The organism is Amycolatopsis sp. Hca4, from assembly GCF_013364075.1.
Lineage (GTDB): Bacteria > Actinomycetota > Actinomycetes > Mycobacteriales > Pseudonocardiaceae > Amycolatopsis.
In genome coordinates this window covers 8601787-8617398 of sequence record NZ_CP054925.1, presented here as the reverse complement: position 1 = coordinate 8617398, position 15612 = coordinate 8601787, and the positions used below count along the sequence as shown (strand labels likewise).

General features: G+C 71.3%; 18 protein-coding genes and 1 pseudogene. 7 read left to right on the top strand and 12 right to left on the bottom strand.

What is annotated here, in order from left to right; translation table 11 throughout:
- Window positions 1-17 precede the first annotated feature (17 nt).
- Together hisH and HUT10_RS39235 are read right to left on the bottom strand one after the other, a co-directional pair.
- Window positions 18-635, bottom strand: a complete 618-nt coding sequence (gene hisH / locus HUT10_RS39240) for an imidazole glycerol phosphate synthase subunit HisH (RefSeq protein WP_176178255.1) — start codon at window positions 633-635, stop codon at window positions 18-20.
- Window positions 636-667: 32 nt separating this feature from the next.
- Entirely contained in the window at window positions 668-1546 is an 879-nt protein-coding gene (locus tag HUT10_RS39235) for a hypothetical protein (RefSeq protein WP_176175806.1), read from the bottom strand.
- Between the two features lie 171 nt (window positions 1547-1717).
- On the opposite strand from HUT10_RS39235, the gene HUT10_RS39230 reads away from it, so the two are divergent.
- The 3 genes from HUT10_RS39230 to HUT10_RS39220 are packed head-to-tail and all read left to right on the top strand — an operon-like array spanning window position 1718 to window position 3695.
- On the top strand, window positions 1718-1894 hold the full coding sequence (locus HUT10_RS39230; protein ID WP_176175805.1) for a hypothetical protein: 177 nt from the start codon (window positions 1718-1720) through the stop codon (window positions 1892-1894).
- A 48-nt stretch (window positions 1895-1942) separates the two neighbouring features.
- Entirely contained in the window at window positions 1943-3115 is a 1173-nt protein-coding gene (locus tag HUT10_RS39225) for an acyl-CoA dehydrogenase family protein (RefSeq protein ID WP_176175804.1), read from the top strand.
- Window positions 3116-3152: 37 nt separating this feature from the next.
- Window positions 3153-3695, top strand: coding sequence for an NIPSNAP family protein (locus tag HUT10_RS39220; RefSeq protein ID WP_176175803.1), 543 nt, complete (start codon window positions 3153-3155; stop codon window positions 3693-3695).
- Here the strand turns inward: HUT10_RS39220 and HUT10_RS39215 are convergent.
- The 3 genes and pseudogenes from HUT10_RS39215 to HUT10_RS39205 all read right to left on the bottom strand — a co-directional run bounded on the left by HUT10_RS39215 (window position 3681) and on the right by HUT10_RS39205 (window position 5737).
- The gene (locus HUT10_RS39215; protein WP_176175802.1) at window positions 3681-4109 is read right to left on the bottom strand and encodes an NUDIX hydrolase; all 429 of its coding nucleotides are present in this window, start codon (window positions 4107-4109) and stop codon (window positions 3681-3683) included. The two genes, HUT10_RS39220 and HUT10_RS39215, sit on opposite strands and share 15 nt — an antisense overlap.
- Before the next feature lie 37 nt (window positions 4110-4146).
- Window positions 4147-5040: pseudogene (locus HUT10_RS39210) on the bottom strand (transketolase family protein).
- A 4-nt stretch (window positions 5041-5044) separates the two neighbouring features.
- A complete protein-coding gene (locus tag HUT10_RS39205) occupies window positions 5045-5737 on the bottom strand; it encodes a thiamine pyrophosphate-dependent enzyme (protein ID WP_176175801.1) in 693 nt (230 codons plus the stop codon).
- A 52-nt stretch (window positions 5738-5789) separates the two neighbouring features.
- Between HUT10_RS39205 and soxR the strand changes: the two genes are divergently transcribed.
- Window positions 5790-6251: a redox-sensitive transcriptional activator SoxR gene (gene soxR, locus HUT10_RS39200; protein ID WP_176175800.1), complete on the top strand. Its 462-nt coding sequence runs from the start codon at window positions 5790-5792 to the stop codon at window positions 6249-6251.
- 34 nt (window positions 6252-6285) lie between these two features.
- Window positions 6286-6828, top strand: a complete 543-nt coding sequence (locus HUT10_RS39195) for an RNA 2'-phosphotransferase (RefSeq protein ID WP_176175799.1) — start codon at window positions 6286-6288, stop codon at window positions 6826-6828.
- Window positions 6829-7195: 367 nt separating this feature from the next.
- Here the strand turns inward: HUT10_RS39195 and HUT10_RS39190 are convergent, their stop codons facing one another.
- A complete protein-coding gene (locus HUT10_RS39190; protein ID WP_176175798.1) occupies window positions 7196-7789 on the bottom strand; it encodes a TetR/AcrR family transcriptional regulator in 594 nt (197 codons plus the stop codon).
- 207 nt (window positions 7790-7996) lie between these two features.
- On the opposite strand from HUT10_RS39190, the gene HUT10_RS39185 reads away from it, so the two are divergent.
- The gene (locus tag HUT10_RS39185; protein ID WP_176175797.1) at window positions 7997-10171 is read left to right on the top strand and encodes an MMPL family transporter; all 2175 of its coding nucleotides are present in this window, start codon (window positions 7997-7999) and stop codon (window positions 10169-10171) included.
- 51 nt (window positions 10172-10222) lie between these two features.
- On the opposite strand, the gene HUT10_RS39180 is transcribed toward HUT10_RS39185, so the two are convergent.
- Genes HUT10_RS39180 through hisD form a run of 4 tightly spaced genes read right to left on the bottom strand, consistent with a single transcriptional unit; the run spans window position 10223 to window position 13396 of the window.
- The gene (locus tag HUT10_RS39180; RefSeq protein WP_176175796.1) at window positions 10223-10381 is read right to left on the bottom strand and encodes a hypothetical protein; all 159 of its coding nucleotides are present in this window, start codon (window positions 10379-10381) and stop codon (window positions 10223-10225) included.
- A complete protein-coding gene (gene hisB / locus HUT10_RS39175; protein ID WP_176175795.1) occupies window positions 10378-10977 on the bottom strand; it encodes an imidazoleglycerol-phosphate dehydratase HisB in 600 nt (199 codons plus the stop codon). Before hisB ends, HUT10_RS39180 begins: the two co-directional genes overlap by 4 nt.
- Window positions 10974-12074, bottom strand: a complete 1101-nt coding sequence (locus HUT10_RS39170) for a histidinol-phosphate transaminase (protein WP_176175794.1) — start codon at window positions 12072-12074, stop codon at window positions 10974-10976. The genes hisB and HUT10_RS39170 overlap by 4 nt, the downstream gene beginning before the upstream one ends.
- On the bottom strand, window positions 12071-13396 hold the full coding sequence (gene hisD, locus HUT10_RS39165; RefSeq protein ID WP_176175793.1) for a histidinol dehydrogenase: 1326 nt from the start codon (window positions 13394-13396) through the stop codon (window positions 12071-12073). The genes HUT10_RS39170 and hisD overlap by 4 nt, the downstream gene beginning before the upstream one ends.
- An 84-nt stretch (window positions 13397-13480) precedes the next feature.
- Here hisD and HUT10_RS39160 point away from each other — a divergent pair, with 84 nt between their 5' ends.
- Entirely contained in the window at window positions 13481-14275 is a 795-nt protein-coding gene (locus tag HUT10_RS39160) for a carbon-nitrogen hydrolase family protein (protein ID WP_176175792.1), read from the top strand.
- Here HUT10_RS39160 and HUT10_RS39155 read toward each other — a convergent pair.
- Both HUT10_RS39155 and HUT10_RS39150 read right to left on the bottom strand, forming a co-directional pair.
- Window positions 14272-14919 carry a response regulator transcription factor gene (locus tag HUT10_RS39155; protein ID WP_176175791.1) on the bottom strand — a complete coding sequence of 216 codons (648 nt, stop codon included), beginning with the start codon at window positions 14917-14919 and terminating at the stop codon, window positions 14272-14274. The two genes, HUT10_RS39160 and HUT10_RS39155, sit on opposite strands and share 4 nt — an antisense overlap.
- A complete protein-coding gene (locus HUT10_RS39150; RefSeq protein WP_176175790.1) occupies window positions 14916-15611 on the bottom strand; it encodes a response regulator transcription factor in 696 nt (231 codons plus the stop codon). The genes HUT10_RS39155 and HUT10_RS39150 overlap by 4 nt, the downstream gene beginning before the upstream one ends.
- Window position 15612: the final 1 nt, after the last annotated feature.

The following is a 15612-nucleotide window of genomic DNA, read 5'->3' as shown; positions in this document are numbered from 1 at the left end:
AGACCCGGATCACCCGGTCAGAGGGTCGCCAGCCAGTTGCGCAGCAGCTGCGCCCCGGCGTCACCCGACTTCTCCGGGTGGAACTGGGTGGCCCAGAGCGGCCCGTTCTCGACCGCGGCGACGAAGTCTTCGCCGTGTTGGGCCCAGGTGACCTTGGGTTCCTGCCCGGCCAGGCCGTCGAGCTCCCACTTGCGCGCGGCGTAGGAGTGCACGAAGTAGAACCGCTCGTCCGGGTCGAGACCGGCGAACAGCTGCGAGTCCGCGGGCGCCCGCACGGTGTTCCACCCCATGTGCGGCAGGACGTCGGCGTGCAGCCGGTCGACGACGCCGGGCCACTCGCCGGTGCCCTCGGTCTCTTCGCCGTGCTCGACACCGCGGGAGAAGAGGATCTGCATGCCGACGCAGATGCCGAGCACGGGCCGCCCGCCGGCCAGCCGCTTGCCGATGATCCGGTGCCCGTGCACGTCCAGCAGCCCGGCCATGCAGGCGGAGTAGGCCCCGACCCCGGGCACGACCAGCCCATCGGCTTCGACGGCGGCATGCGGATCGGCGGTGACCTCGACATCGGCGCCCGCGCGCGCCACAGCGCGTTCGGCGGAGCGGAGGTTGCCGGAACCGTAGTCGAGGATCACCACACGAGACACGCCACCCAGCGTAGCCGTCCCTCTCAGAGCCGTTCGAACGAATAGACGTCGGTCACGGTGTTGCACGGAGATGGCGGCACGACCTCGACCCGAAGGACGCCGTCGTCGTAGTCGACGCCTTCGGGGGTGAAGGTGCCCGTACAGGTGCTGACCAGCGGGACCTGGCCGATCTCCTGCACCCTCGCCGTGACGTCACGGCCGTTGACGGGCCGGGGCAGGTCGATCTGCAGGAGCTGCAGGTTCGTCGGGTACAGGTCGTTGTACGGGTCGCTCGTCGCGCAGATCAGGCGGGTCGGGCCGACGAAGTCGCAGCCCTGGGCACTGCGGATGTGGTGGTCGAGGTGGATGCGCGCGGCGACCGGGAGGTCGCCGGCCTGCCGGGGGCCGCGCGGGTTGAGGAACGGCGTCGGCGAGACGTAGAGCCGGTCGATCTCCCCCAGCGGACCGGAGACCAGCCACTGACCGTCCGGGGTGGCCGCGACCTGGGCGTTCGCGTTGGCGGCCGGTTCGTCGGGCTGCAACGGGTGGACGAACTCCGTGGTCGTCCCGTCGGGCCGGGTGACCAGGTACATCTTCGTGGCCGGCGCCGGGGTGCGGGTGTCCTGGTAGACGTCGAAGACGTATCCGCGCAGCGAGTCGGGGTCACCGACGTGGCCCCAGCCTTCGTCCTTGAGCGGCTGCGGGATGGTGGCGCCGTTGCGGTAGACGAGCTCGGGGGCCTGCCCCGGCAGCCGGCGGGTCGCCAGGCCCTCTCCGCTGATGCGGTTCTCGACGGTGGTGTGGCCGACCTGCCGCCAGTGGCTGCCGTGCACGGTGGCGCCGGTCGCGACGGTGGCGCCGGTTCCCGCGAGCAGGGTGGCGGTGGTGAAGCCGAGCAGACTTGCCGTCCGCAGTGCGCGCATGTGCGCTCCTCGGGAGTTGAGGCCTTGGCGGCGGCAGCGCCATCCTGCCACAGACCACGCACGCCCCGAAAAGATCTTGAAGAAACCCCGTTTGACCGTCCCGCCCGCCGGGTATCACCTCACCCGATCGTGTGGCCAAAGGCGGCACGACCGGACGCCGAGGAGGCGAAGATGGCTGAGGACGACCTGCTGTCCCGGATGCTGCACGCCTGGCGTGACGACATCGAGAGCGTGCCGTTCCCGCAGTTCACCGAGCTGCTGATCCCCCGCCAGCAGACCCGCTCCCGGCACGCGCCCGGCCCGTCTGCCGCGCGCGTGACGAACGCCACGCGGAGGACAGACGCCTGACTGTGGTTTCCTGCGGTGGCCGCATCGACGCGTCCCCCGGGAGCCCTCATGAGTCGCACCCCTGACCCGCACGACTTCCTCGACCTCGACGCCGGGCTCGCCGAGGAGGAACGCGCCATCCGCGACGCCGTCCGCGCGTACGCGAAAGACCAGCTGCTCGACCACGTCGCCGACTGGTACGAAACGGGCTCCCTCCCCGCCGCCGAGCTCGCGAAGGGCTTCGGCTCGCTCGGCCTGCTCGGCATGCACCTGGAGGGCTACGGCTGCGCGGGCACCAGCGCCGTCGCGTACGGCATCGCGTGCCGTGAACTCGAGGCCGTCGACTCGGGGCTGCGCAGCTTCGTCTCGGTGCAGGGGTCGCTGGCGATGTACGCGATCCACAAGTGGGGCAGCGAAGAGCACCGGCAGGAGTGGCTGCCGCGGATGGCCACCGGCGAGGCGCTGGGCTGCTTCGGCCTGACCGAGCCGGACGCGGGCAGCGACCCGGGCTCGATGCGCACGCGGGCGGTCCGCGACGGGTCGGACTGGGTGCTCTCGGGCACGAAGATGTGGATCACCAACGGAACCGTGGCCGACGTCGCGGTCGTCTGGGCGCAGACCGACGACGGCATCCGCGGCTTCGTCGTCCCGACGTCGACGCCGGGGTTCACCGCGAACGAGGTCAAGCACAAGCTGTCGCTGCGGGCGTCGCTGACCGCCGAACTCGTCCTCGACGGCGTCCGGTTGCCCGAGTCGGCCGCGTTCCCCGAGGTGCGGGGCCTGCGCGGACCGCTGTCCTGCCTGAACGAAGCGCGCTACGGCATTCTGTTCGGCGTGGTCGGCGCGGCGCGGGCGTGCTACGAAGCGGCGTTGGAGTACACGCTCTCGCGGTCGCAGTTCGGGAAGCCGCTGGCCGGGTTCCAGCTGACCCAGCGCAAGCTCGCCGACCTGGTCGTCGAGGTCAACCGCGCCGGGCTGGTGGCGCTGCAGATCGGCCGGCTGAAGGACACCGGCGCCCTGCACCACAACCACGTCAGCTTCGGGAAGATGGCGAACGTCCGCTCGGCGCTGGACGTGGCCCGCACGGCCCGGTCGATGCTCGGCGCGAACGGGATTTCGCTGGAGTACCCGGTGATGCGGCACATGGCGAACCTGGAGACGGTGCTGACGTACGAGGGCACCGAGGAGATGCACGCGCTGTCACTCGGTCAGGCGGTCACGGGGCTCGCGGCCTTCCGCTGATCCGTTTTTGTCGGTGGTGCCCGCTAGCTTCGCCGACATGACGTTTTCCGACTTCGAAGCCGTGGTGGAACTGCGGCGGTACACCTTGCACCCCGGCCGGCGCGATGAGCTGATCGAGCTGTTCGAGCGCGAGTTCGTCGAGCCGCAGGAGGCCGCGGGTGCGCACCTGTTCGGGCTGTTCCGCTCCCGGGCGTCGCCGGACGAGTTCGTGTGGCTGCGCGGGTTCCGGTCGATGGCCGAGCGCAAGGCGGCACTGGAGGAGTTCTACTTCGGCCCGGTCTGGAAGGCCCACCGGTCGGCGGCGAACGCGACGATGATCGACTCCGACAACGTGCTGCTCCTGCGCCCGGTCCGCCCCGGGCTGGCCGCGCCACCGCCGGGCACGGGCGTGCACGTGACGGTGTCGCCGCCCGCTCCCCCGCCCGATTCGGCGTTCGCGGCGTTCGAGACCGAGCCGTCGGAGAACACGTTCCCGCAGCTGCCGGTCCGCGCGGACGGCCCGTTCTCGGTGTGGTTCAGCCGGGTGGCGTCGCCGTCGTCGTTCGAGCTGGTGCCGACCGCGCGGTCACTGATCCGCTGAGAGCAGTTCGGTGAGCCCGTAGGGGTAGAGGATCTTGCGCCCGTCCCGGAACTCGGCGACGTCGACCCACCGCGCGGTGGCGGGGTCGTCGAGGATCTTCATTTCGTCGCGCCGGTAGAACCCGGCGTCGACGAACTCGACTTCGTAGAGAAAGGCGATTTCGTGCCCAGGCCGGTTCTGCCAGGTGAAGACGTTCTCGAGCACCCCGATCCGGCGGCCCACCGTGATCGCGGCGTCGAGTTCCTCGCCGAACTCGCGCTCGAGCGCCTCCTTGCTGCTCTCCCCGAACTCGATCCCACCCCCGAGCGGCCGGTAGTAGGTCTCGCCCTTGAAGTCATCGCGCCCTTCGAAGACGAGCAGCGCGTCACCGCGCCGGACGATCCCCAACGCGAGCGGCCGGATCCTGAACGCCATGGGCGTAACGGTATCGGTCCGCCCCACCCGCGACTTGTTACTTCCCGAGGAACTCCCGGATCGACAGCCCGAGCGAGCCGGCGTCCAGCCCGTGCGCGAGGTCGTGGTCCTCGATCCCGCCGTACATCCGGACCTCCGCGTCCCGCCGGACGCCCAGGGACCGCAGGCGGTGGGGCACATCGGAAAGCGCCTCCGCCACGCACCACGCCGACGTCCCCGCGAGGTACGGCTCCACCAGCACCACGGAAGGAGCTGCCGCGTGCACCGCCGCCCGCAACCCCGCCGCGTCGAACGGGCGGATCGTCGAGGCGTACAGCACCGTCACGTCCAGGCCCGCCGTCGCGCGCAGGACGCGGTCCAGCACCGGGCCCACCGCCACCACCACGCCGGACGATCCGGAGCGCACCGTCGTGAACCCCACCCCCAGGTGCGGAGAGGCGTTCTCCTGCGCGGAAAGCCGCAGGTAGACGCGGCCGTCTCAGGGGATCGACTCCAGCAGCAGCCGCTCGGCCTCGGCCGGGTGACCCGGCACGTGGACCGTCCAGCCCGGCAGCGAATCGATCAGGGCGACGTCGCCGGGGGACTGGTGCGTGCGTCCCGCCGTCGACATGTCGTAGGACGCACCCCACGACACCAGGACCCCGCCGACCTCCTGGTGCGAGAAGTCGAGCTTGATCTGCTCGAACGCGCGCTCCACCAGGAACGGCGGGAACGTGTGCACGATCGGCCGCAGGCCCGCCAAGGCCAGCCCGGCGCCGGTGCTGACCAGCAGCTGCTCGCGGATCCCGACGTTGATCACCCGGTCCGGGTGCCGCCGCGCGGCGCCGGCGAGCTGGGCGGCCGAGATGTCGGCCAGCACGACGGCGACGTCGGGGTCGGTGTCGATGATCCGCTCGGTGGTGGCGAGGAAGGTTTCCCGCATCGGTGCCATGGGTTCAGCCCTTCGGTTCGACGACGGCGACCACGGCCAGCGGCCGGCCGGGGTGGGAGGTGGTGAAGGCGTCGTAGAGCGCGTCGTGGTCGCGACCGGACACCGTGCGCGTCGCCCAGCCTTCGACGGCGAACCGGCGCTCGATGCCGCCCGGCCAGCCGCGCGTCGAGGACTGGTTGTCGACCACCACGGTGGTCAGGTTCTCGAGGCCTTCGCGGGCCGCGACGACGATCGCCTCGTGGTTCGAGCCCTCGTCCAGCTCGGCGTCGCCGACCAGCGTCACGACCTTCGCGTTCGTCAGGCCGCGGGCGCGCAGGCCGAGCGCGGTGCCGAACGCGATCGGCAGGCCGTGGCCGAGGGAGCCGCTGGAGATCTCGACGCCGGGGACGCGGCGCCGGTCGGGGTGGTGGCCCAGCCGTGACACCGGGTCGGACCACGTCGCCAGTTCCGCCTCGGCGAGGAAGCCCTTCGCGGTGAGCACGGCGTAGTACGCCATCGGCCCGTGTCCCTTGGACAGCAGGAACCGGTCGCGGCCGGGTTCGCGGAAGTTCTCCGGCGTGACGTCGAGCACGCGGTCGTAGAGCACCCACAGCACGTCCAAAGTGGACTCGGCGGCGGCGGTGTGCTTTTCGTCCCCGGTCATCAGCGAAATCAGCCGGGGCAGATCGGCGTAGCCGAGTTCGGTCGCAGTGGTCATGACCCGACGATGCAACCTCGACTAAACTCGAAGTCAAGGATAGCCTGACCAGGTGACCAGGCTCGCTGAACATCTCAGCATCGGACAGGTGGCGGAACGCAGCGGGGTTCCGCACACGGCACTGCGGTTCTACGAGGAGAAGGGGCTGATCAGTTCCGAGCGGTCGGCGGGCAACCAGCGCCGGTACCCGCGCTCAGTGCTGCGCCGGATCGCGTTCATCCGTGCGGCACAACGGGTCGGGCTCTCGCTCGAGGACATCAGCACGGCGCTGGAAACGCTGCCGGAGGACCACGCCCCGACGAAGGCGGACTGGGCGCGCCTGTCCCGCGACTGGCAGCACGAGCTCGACGCGCGCATCGACGCCCTGCAGCGCCTGCGCGACCGGCTCACCGGCTGCGTCGGCTGCGGGTGCCTCTCCCTGCGCAGCTGCGCGTTGTACAACAACGACGACGAGCTCTCCCGCTTCGGCCCGGGTGCGAGCAAGCTCCGCCCGGCGGTCGAAGGCGGCATCTAAACCGCTTGCGCGCGGGGAGGATGCTGGGGAGGAAATGAACGAAAAGGAACTGATCCGCATCTCGAAGCGGCTCTCACGGCACCTTCGCCACGACCCGGCCGCCATCGGCCTGACCCTCGCCCCCGGCGGCTGGGTCCCGGTCGACACCCTCCTGCGCGCGCTCTCGATCACGCGTGCACAACTCGACGAAGTGGTCGAGAAGAACAACAAGCGCCGTTTCGCGTTCGACGAAACGGGAACGCGCATCCGCGCGAGCCAGGGTCACAGCGTCCCGGTCGACCTGGGACTGCCGGACACCCCACCGCCGGACGTGCTGTACCACGGAACGGTGGCGGCCTCCCTCGACGCGATCTTCCGCGAGGGCCTCCGCCCGATGAACCGCCACGCGGTCCACCTCTCGGCCACCCTCGACACGGCCCGAAACGTCGGCGCCCGCCGCGGCAAACCGGTGATCCTCCAGATCGACGCGGCCGCGATGTCCGCCGCCGGCCACACGTTCCAGCTGAGCGCCAACGGAGTCTGGCTCACCGCCACAGTCCCCCCGCCCTACCTAACCCCCCACCAGATACCCCGCTAATCACGCGTGATGCCCCGCCAATCACGCAAGATCGCCGCCCCATCACACGAGTCCCGTCTCCAATCACACGAGCCCCGCCTCGAGTCACGCGAGATCCGGCTCCAATCACGCGAGTTCGGACTTCCGTCACGCAAGTTCCGCCTTCAGCCGCGCGAACCGACCCTCCAGGCACGCCGACCGACCCTCCAGGTACGCGAGTCGTCCATCTAGGTACGCGAGTCGTCCGCCCAGGTACGCCAACCGACCCTCCGGGTACGCGAGTCGGCCATCCAGGTACGCGAGTCGGCCGCCCAGGTACGCGAGTCGGCCGTTCAAGTACGCGTGACTCGCGTGATCAAGGCCGGATCTCGCGTGACTGCAAGCGGATCTAGAGCGGGGAAACCGGGGTGAGGGTTCGGCGGCGGGGGCGGCCGAGGAGGCGGCGGCCCACGTCGAGCAGTTCCGTCCGCAGCTCTTCGTCGCCGAGGCCGGCCAGGTCCGGGGAACCTCCCGCCATCGCGATCCCGGTCAACGTCACCAAGGCGTTCACCCGGGCCGTCGTGTCCGGGTCGGGCCCGGACAGGATGCCCAGCAGCGCCTGGCCGAAGCCCTCCATGCCGCCGTGGGCCGACTTCTCAATCGCGCGGGCGATGCCCGGGTCACTCGAAAACAGGGCCACCAGCGCGCGGTGGCGGATCACCAGGTCGACGAACCCCTCCAGCAGCAGGTCCACCTGCGCGCCGCGGCGCTTCTGCGCCGCCGCGCGGCGGACCAGTTCGTCCAGGTCACGGACGCCCGGCTCGGCGACCGCCTCGGTGATCTCCGCCTTCGTCTTGAAGTGGTAGTACACCGCCGCCTTCGTGATGCCCAGCGCGTCCGCGATCATCTGCAGCGACGTGCCTTCGACCCCGTGTTCGGTGAACAGCCGCAGCGCGGTCTGCAGCAGTCGGGTCCGGGTGTCATCGGCCGGGCCGGCGGTCATTCTTCCTCCTCAGCGAGCCGTCGGAGCCTACGTCACGCTCTGTCGATCGGCAAACCGCCTTACTAGCCGAACGGCTAGCGATAAACCTTGCTGTTCGGCAAGTCACATACTTGCCGATCGGCTTGGACGTCCCCTTGCCGATCGGCTAGCTTGGGAAGGGACCCTATGGAGTGAACCGACCCCGTTCGGGCGAAACGGAGCTGACTCGTGGCGACCTTCCTGTACCGGCTCGGCCGGTTTTCCTTCCGGCGCAGAGCGCTGGTCGCGGCCGTCTGGGCGGCGGTCCTGGTGGCACTCGGCCTGGGCGCGCTCACGCTCTCGGGCCAGCTGTCGAACTCGGTGACGATCCCCGGCACCGAGTCGCAGCGGGCGATCGACCAGCTCACCGAGAAGTTCCCGCAGGCCAACGCCGGTGGCGCCACCGCGCGCGTGGTCATCGAAGCCCCGGCAGGCACCACGGTGACCGACGCCAAGGGCAAGGCGGCCGTCGAAGCGCTCGTCGGGCAGCTGAAGACGGCGCCGAAGGTCGCCGCCGTGGTCGACCCGTTCCAGGCGCAGTCGATCTCACCCGATCGACGCGTCGCGCTCGCCCAGGTCAGTTACGGAGCGAAAGCGTACGAACTGACCGACGAGGACCGTCAGGCCCTCCTGAACAGCGCCAACGCCGGCCGCGCCGCCGGGTTCACCATCGAGTTCGGCGGAGACGCCGTGCAGGGCGTGCCCGCGACCGGGGCCACCGAGGGTCTGGGTGTCGCCGTCGCCGCCGTCGTGCTGATCATCACCTTCGGCTCGCTGCTCGCGGCCGGGATCCCGCTGCTCACCGCGCTCATCGGCGTCGGCACCGGGATGGCGGGCATCTTCCTCGCCTCCGGCTTCCTCGAACTGAACTCGAACACGCCGGTCCTGGCGCTGATGATCGGTCTCGCGGTCGGCATCGACTACGCGCTGTTCATCGTGTCGCGCTACCGCCACGAACTGGCCATCGGCCGCGACCCCGAAGAAGCCGCCGGACGCGCCGCGGGCACCGCGGGCTCCGCCGTGGTCTTCGCCGGCCTCACCGTCATCATCGCGCTGGCCGGCCTCACCGTGATCGGCATCCCGTTCCTCGGCCAGATGGGCGTCGCCGCCGCCGTCACCGTCGCGATCGCCGTGCTCATCGCCCTGACGCTGCTGCCCGCGATCCTCGGCTTCGCCGGCACCCGGGTCGCCGGCGGCCGCATCCGGCTGCGCCGCAAGCCGGTCGAAACGACGCACGGCGAACGCTGGGCGCGGTTCGTCGGCCGCCACCGGCTCCCGGTGCTGCTGGTCGCGCTGGCCGGGATGGCCGTCGTCGCCCTGCCCGCGCTGAGCATGCAGCTCGGCCTGCCCAACGACAGCACCGCGGCACCGGAGTCGACGCAGCGCAAGGCGTACGAGATCGCCAGCCGCAGCTTCGGCGAAGGCTCCAACGGGCCGCTGCTGGTCGTCGTCGACGTCTCCGGCAGCGCCAACCGCCAGGCCGCGCTCGGCCAAGCCGCGGCCGGCATCCAGAAGCTGCCGGACGTCGCCGCCGTCACGCCGCCGCGCGTCAACCAGGCCGGTGACACGGCCCTGCTCACGGTGATCCCGAAGAGCGGCCCGAGCAGCACGCAGACCGAGGACCTGGTGGCCGCGATCCGCGCCGAATCCGGCTCCCTGGACGCGAAACTGGCCGTCACCGGCCAGACCGCGGCGAACATCGACGTCTCCGAGAAGCTGTCGGACGCGATGCTGCCGTACCTGGCGCTGATCGTCGGGCTCGCGTTCGTGCTGCTGATGCTGGTGTTCCGCTCGGTGGTGGTGCCGCTCAAGGCGACCATCGGCTTCCTCGGCTCGGTCGCGGCGACGTTCGGCGCGGTGGTCGCGGTGTTCCAGTGGGGCTGGCTGACGGACCTGCTCGGCGTCGCCTCGACCGGCCCGATCATGAGCATGCTGCCGATCCTGCTGATCGGCGTGCTGTTCGGGCTGGCGATGGACTACCAGGTGTTCCTGGTGACGCGGATGCGCGAGGAGCACGTCCACGGCGCGGAGCCGCAGGAAGCGGTGGTGACGGGCTTCCGCCACGGCGCACGGGTGGTCGTCGCGGCGGCGCTGATCATGATCAGCGTGTTCGCGGGGTTCATCCTGGCCGAGTCGTCGCTGATCCAGTCGATCGGCTTCGCGCTGGCGTTCGGCGTGCTGGTGGACGCGTTCGTGGTCCGCATGACGCTGGTCCCGGCGGTGATGTCCCTCCTCGGCCGCGGCGCGTGGTGGCTGCCGAAGTGGCTGGACCGGATCCTGCCGGACGTGGACGTCGAGGGCGAGAAGCTCACGAAGCACCTGGACGAGCCCGAGGAGCGGGAACTGGTCGGCGCGAACCGCTAGCGAAAATCGGCGAAGGGCCCCTCTCGTGCGAGAGGGGCCCTTCGCCGTTTCTCAGCTCGACAACCAGAAGATCGCGCCACCGATGGCGAGGACGGCCGCGATGCCCAGGACCACGGCCAGGAACTTGGCCGTCTTCCAGGTCGACCAGACGCCGCCCACGAGGAACCCGCCGAGAGCGAGCAGGAGCACGCCGACGACTCCGTTGCTCACAGGACGCCCTTCGTCGACGGGATGCCGCCCGCGCGGGGGTCCGGCTCCGTCGCCGCGCGCAGGGCCCTTGCCACCGCCTTGTACTCCGCCTCCGCGATGTGGTGGGGGTCGCGGCCGTGGATCACCCGGACGTGCAGGGCGATCTGGGCGTGGAACGCCAGCGAGTCGAACACGTGCCGGGTGAGCACGAACGGGTAGTTGTTCCCGATCGTGAACGTGTTGAACTGCTCCGGCTCGCCCACGTGCACGCAGTACGGCCGGCCGGAGACGTCGATCGCCGCGTGGGCCAGGGTTTCGTCCATCGGGATCCACGCGTCGCCGAAGCGGCGGATGCCGCTCTTGTCGCCCAGTGCCTGGCGGATCGCCTGGCCCAGCACGATCGCCGTGTCCTCCACCGTGTGGTGGGCGTCGATGTGGACGTCGCCGGTGGCCTCGACCTTCAGGTCCAGCGAACCGTGGACGCCGAACGCGGTCAGCATGTGGTCGTAGAACGGGACGCCGGTCGAGATCTCGACCTCGCCCGTGCCGTCGAGGTCCAGCTGGACGGAGATCGAGGACTCCTTGGTGGTCCGTTCGACCTTGCCGATGCGGGTCATCGGGAAACTTCCTTACTCGCCTCGAGGAAGGCGTCGTTCTCTTCCGGGGTGCCGATGCTGACGCGCAGGTGCCCGGGGATGCCCGGGTCGCGGATCAGCACCCCGCGGTCCAAATAGGACTTCCAAGCGTCCGAAGGCGACGAAAAACGTCCGAAGAGGACGAAGTTCGAGTCGCTCGGCACCGGGTCGTAACCCAGGCCCGCCAGGGCTTCCACGACGCGGTCCCGCTCGGCCGCCAGCTTGTGCACGCTGGCCAAAGTGGCGTCCGCGTGCCGCAGCGCCGCCCGTGCCGCCGCCTGCGTCAGCCGCGAGAGGTGGTACGGCAGGCGCACCAGCTGCAGCGCGTCGACCACCGCCGGCGCCGCCGCCAGGTAGCCGAGGCGACCGCCCGCGAAGGCGAACGCCTTGCTCATCGTGCGCGAGACGATCAGCCGCGAGGGGTAGTCGGCCAGCAGGTGCACCGCGCTGTCCTGCGACGAGAACTCCGCGTACGCCTCGTCGACCACGACGATCCCGGTGGCCGCGTCCAGCACCGCACGCAGCTCGCCGAGCGGGATCGAGCCGCCGGTCGGGTTGTTCGGGCTGGTGACGAACACGATGTCCGGCTGCCGGGAAGCGATGACCGCGGCCGCCGCGGCCGTGTCGAGCGTGAAGTCGTCCCGGCGGGGCGCCGGGACCCACTCGGTGCGGGTGCCGGACGCGATGATCGGGTGCATCGAGTACGACGGCTCGAAGCCGAGCGCGCTGCGCCCCGGCCCGCCGAACGCCTGCAGGATCTGCTGCAGCACCTCGTTGGACCCGTTCGCGGCCCAGACGTTCGCCTCCGACAGCACCACCCGCGTCGACACGCTCAGGTAGTCGGCCAGGTCCTGCCGCAGCGCCACCGCGTCCCGGTCCGGGTAGCGGTGCAGCTCGGCGGCCTCGAGACGAACGGCCTCGGCCACGTCGGCGACCAGCGAAGGGGGCGGCGGGTACGGGTTCTCGTTCGTGTTCAGCCGGATGGGGACGTCCAGCTGCGGTGCGCCGTAGGGCGACTTGCCGCGCAGGTCCTCGCGCAGCGGCAGCTCATCCAGCGTGACCTCTTCGCCGATCGTCATCGGACCGAACCTCCGAACCGCGCGGTGACGGCCTCGCCGTGCGCGGGCAGGTCCTCGGCGTCGGCCAACGCGACGACGCGGCCGGCGACCTCGCGCAGCGCGTCCTCGGAGTATTCCACGACGTGGATGCCCTTGAGGAAGCTCTGCACGGACAGGCCCGAGGAGTGGCGGGCGAAGCCGCCGGTGGGCAGGACGTGGTTGGACCCGGCGCAGTAGTCGCCGAGCGAGACCGGGGCGTACGCGCCGACGAAGATCGCGCCCGCGTTGCGGACCCGGGCCGCGACCGCGCGCGCGTCCGCCGTCTGGATCTCCAGGTGCTCGGCGGCGTAGGCGTCGACGACGCGCAGTCCGTCCTCCACAGTGGACACCAGGATGATGCCGGACTGCTTGCCCGCCAGCGCTTCGGCGACCCGCGAGCTGTGCTTGGTCGCGGCGACGCGGTTCACCAGTTCCTCGTCGACGGCGTCGGCCAGCGCCACCGACGTCGTGACCAGCACGCTCGCGGCCAGCGGGTCGTGTTCGGCCTGGCTGATCAGGTCGGCGGCGACGTGCACCGGGTCGGCCGTCTCGTCGGCGAGGATGGCGATCTCGGTGGGCCCGGCCTCGGCGTCGATGCCGATCAGGCCGCGCAGCAGGCGCTTGGCCGCGGTGAGGTAGATGTTGCCCGGCCCGGTGACGATGTCGACCGGCGCCAGCTCGGCGCCGTCGGTGTCCGTGCCGCCGTACGCCAGCAGCGCGACGGCCTGCGCGCCGCCGGCCGCCCACACCTCGTCCACGCCGAGCAGCTCGGCCGCGGCGAGGATGGTCGGGTGCGGCAGCCCGCCGAACGCGGCCTGCGGCGGCGAGCAGACGACGAGCGAGCCGACGCCGGCGATCTGCGCCGGGACGACGTTCATCACGACGGTCGAGGGGTACACCGCCAGCCCGCCCGGGGCGTAGAGCCCGACGCGCTCGACCGGCACCCACTTCTCCGTGACCGTGCCGCCCTCGACGACGGTCGTGGTGACGTCGGTGCGGCGCTGCTCGGCGTGCACCTTCCGCGCCCGGGTGATCGACTCCTCCAGCGCCGCGCGCACGGCCGGGTCCAGCTGCTCCAGGGCGCGCGTCAGCTCGGGGCGCGGGACACGCACCGTGCCGGGCCGGACCTTGTCGAACTTCTCGGTGTACTCGAGGACGGCTTCAACACCGCGGTCGCGGACCGCCTCGACCACCGGGCGCACGTGGTGCAGCGCCGCGTCCACGTCGTATTCGGCGCGCGGCAGGGCGGCGCGCAGTTCGGCGGCGGTCGGGACCTGCCCGCGCAGGTCGGTGCGGTTCAGCATGTCTCCCAGGGTACGAGGTCACGCCCAGCGCCTTTTCAGCGATACTCCCCGGTGACGGCCGATCCCAGCATGCAGGAGGCAGCGGTGGCGCGAATCGCGTTGTGCCAGGTCAACTCGGGTGACGATCCGGAGGCGAACCTGAAACTCGTTCGCTCCGGCGTGGAGGCCGCGGCGGCGGACGGCGCGCGGGTCGTCGTGTTCCCCGAAGCGGCGATGGCGCGGTTCGGACGGCCGCTGGAGCCGGTCGCGGAGCCGCTCGACGGGCCGTGGGCGTCGGCCGTGGCCGCGGTGGCCGCCGAGCACGACGTGGTCGTCGTCGCCGGGATGTTCACCCCGGCGGACGGCGGGCGGGTGCACAACACGCTGCTGGTCACCGGCGCCGGGCACCACCTCGGCTACGACAAGATCCACCTCTACGACGCGTTCGGGTTCGCCGAGTCCGACACGGTCGCGCCCGGTTCCACGGCGACCACGTTCGAGCTGGACGGCGTCGTCTACGGCGTCGCGACCTGCTACGACGTGCGGTTCCCGGAGCTGTTCCGCGCGCTGGCCGACGACGGCGCCGACGTCGTGCTGCTGCCGGCGTCGTGGGGCGCGGGCGAGGGCAAGCGCGAGCAGTGGGAGGTCCTGGTGCGGGCGCGGGCGCTGGATTCGGGCTGCTGGGTGCTGGCCTGCGGCCAGGCCGACCCCGCGGCGACCGGCCTCGCGGTGAACCCGAAAGCCCCGACCGGGATCGGGTACTCGCTGGCCGCGGACGGCTTCGGCCGGGTGCACGCCGCCGCGGGCGCGGGCCCGGAGACGCTGCTGGTGGACGTGGACGCCGCGGTGTCGGCCAAGGCCCGCGCCGCCACGGGGGCCCTGGCCAACCGGCGCCTCTAGCGCAACAGGCCTTCGCGGATGGCGACGCGCACGAAGCCCGCCCGTCGCCGTTCGCCGGTCTTGTCGCGGATGCGGTCCAGGTAGGACCGGACCGTGCGGACGCTGATGTTGAGGATCTCCGCCACGTCGACGTCCCGCTCCCCCGCCGCCACCAGGCGGAGGACCTGCTTCTCCCGCTCCGACAGCACGATCTTGGGCCCCGCGTGGCGCTCTTCGCTGTCCTGGATGATCATCCCGGCCAGCGTCGGTGACACGTACGCGTTGTCGTCGGCGATCGTGCGGATCGCGCGCAGGAGCTCGTCGCTGTCGACGTCCTTGGACAGGAAGCCCTTCGCGCCCGCCTGCATCGCCCCCAGCACCTCCGGCTGTTCCGCGTGCGCGGACACCACCAGCACCTTGTGCCCCATCTGCCCGACTTCCAGGACCGCGGCCGCGTCCTGGACACCGCGCAGCTTGAGATCCAGCACGACGACGCTGCCCGCCGGCTGGTCCTGGACCGCGAACCGGGCCACCGAGTCGGCGACCGCGCCGAGCTCGATGTCCGGGGCCTCGGTCAGCACGCGGGTCAGCGCGTACCGGTAGAGCGGGTGGTCCTCGATCACGCCCACCGGGATGCTGCGCGCGGACGGCGCCGGCTCGCTCATTTGCGGCCGCCGCGCCGGGGGCCGGCGTCCCCGATCAGGCCGCGCCGGATGGCCTCCTTGACCAGGCCCGGCCGCCGCCGTTCGCCGGTCTTGTCGCGGATGCGGTCCAGGTAGCCGCGGACCGTCCGGACGCCGATGCCGAGGATCAGCGCGATGTCGACGTCCCGCTCCCCCGCCGCCACCAGCCGCAGCACCTGCTCCTCCCGCGGGGACAGCTCGGCTTCGGCCGACACCGCCGGCCGATCGGCGTTGTCCTTCATGATCATCCCGGCGACCACCGCCGAGACGTACGCGCCGCCGCCCGCGACCGTCTTGATCGCGATCAGCAGCTCGTCGGCGTCGACGTCCTTCGACAGGAACCCGCGCGCCCCCGCCGCGATCGCCCCGAGCACGACTTCCGGTTCCGCCTGCGCGGAGACCACGAGCACGTGGTGCCCGAGCTCGCACACCTCCAGCACCGCCGCCGCCCCCGCGACGCCCGGCAGGCCCAGGTCGAGCAGGACCACGCTGCCCGGCGGCTGCCGGTGCACGTGGAACCGGGCGACCGAATCGACGACCGCACCGAGCTGGACGAAGTCGGCTTCGGCCAGCACACGTTCGACGGAGACGCGGTACAGCGGGTGGTCTTCGATGACCGCGACCCGGACCCGCCCCTGGTCCAGCTCACCCTCGGTCGGACGCTCTTCTGTCATG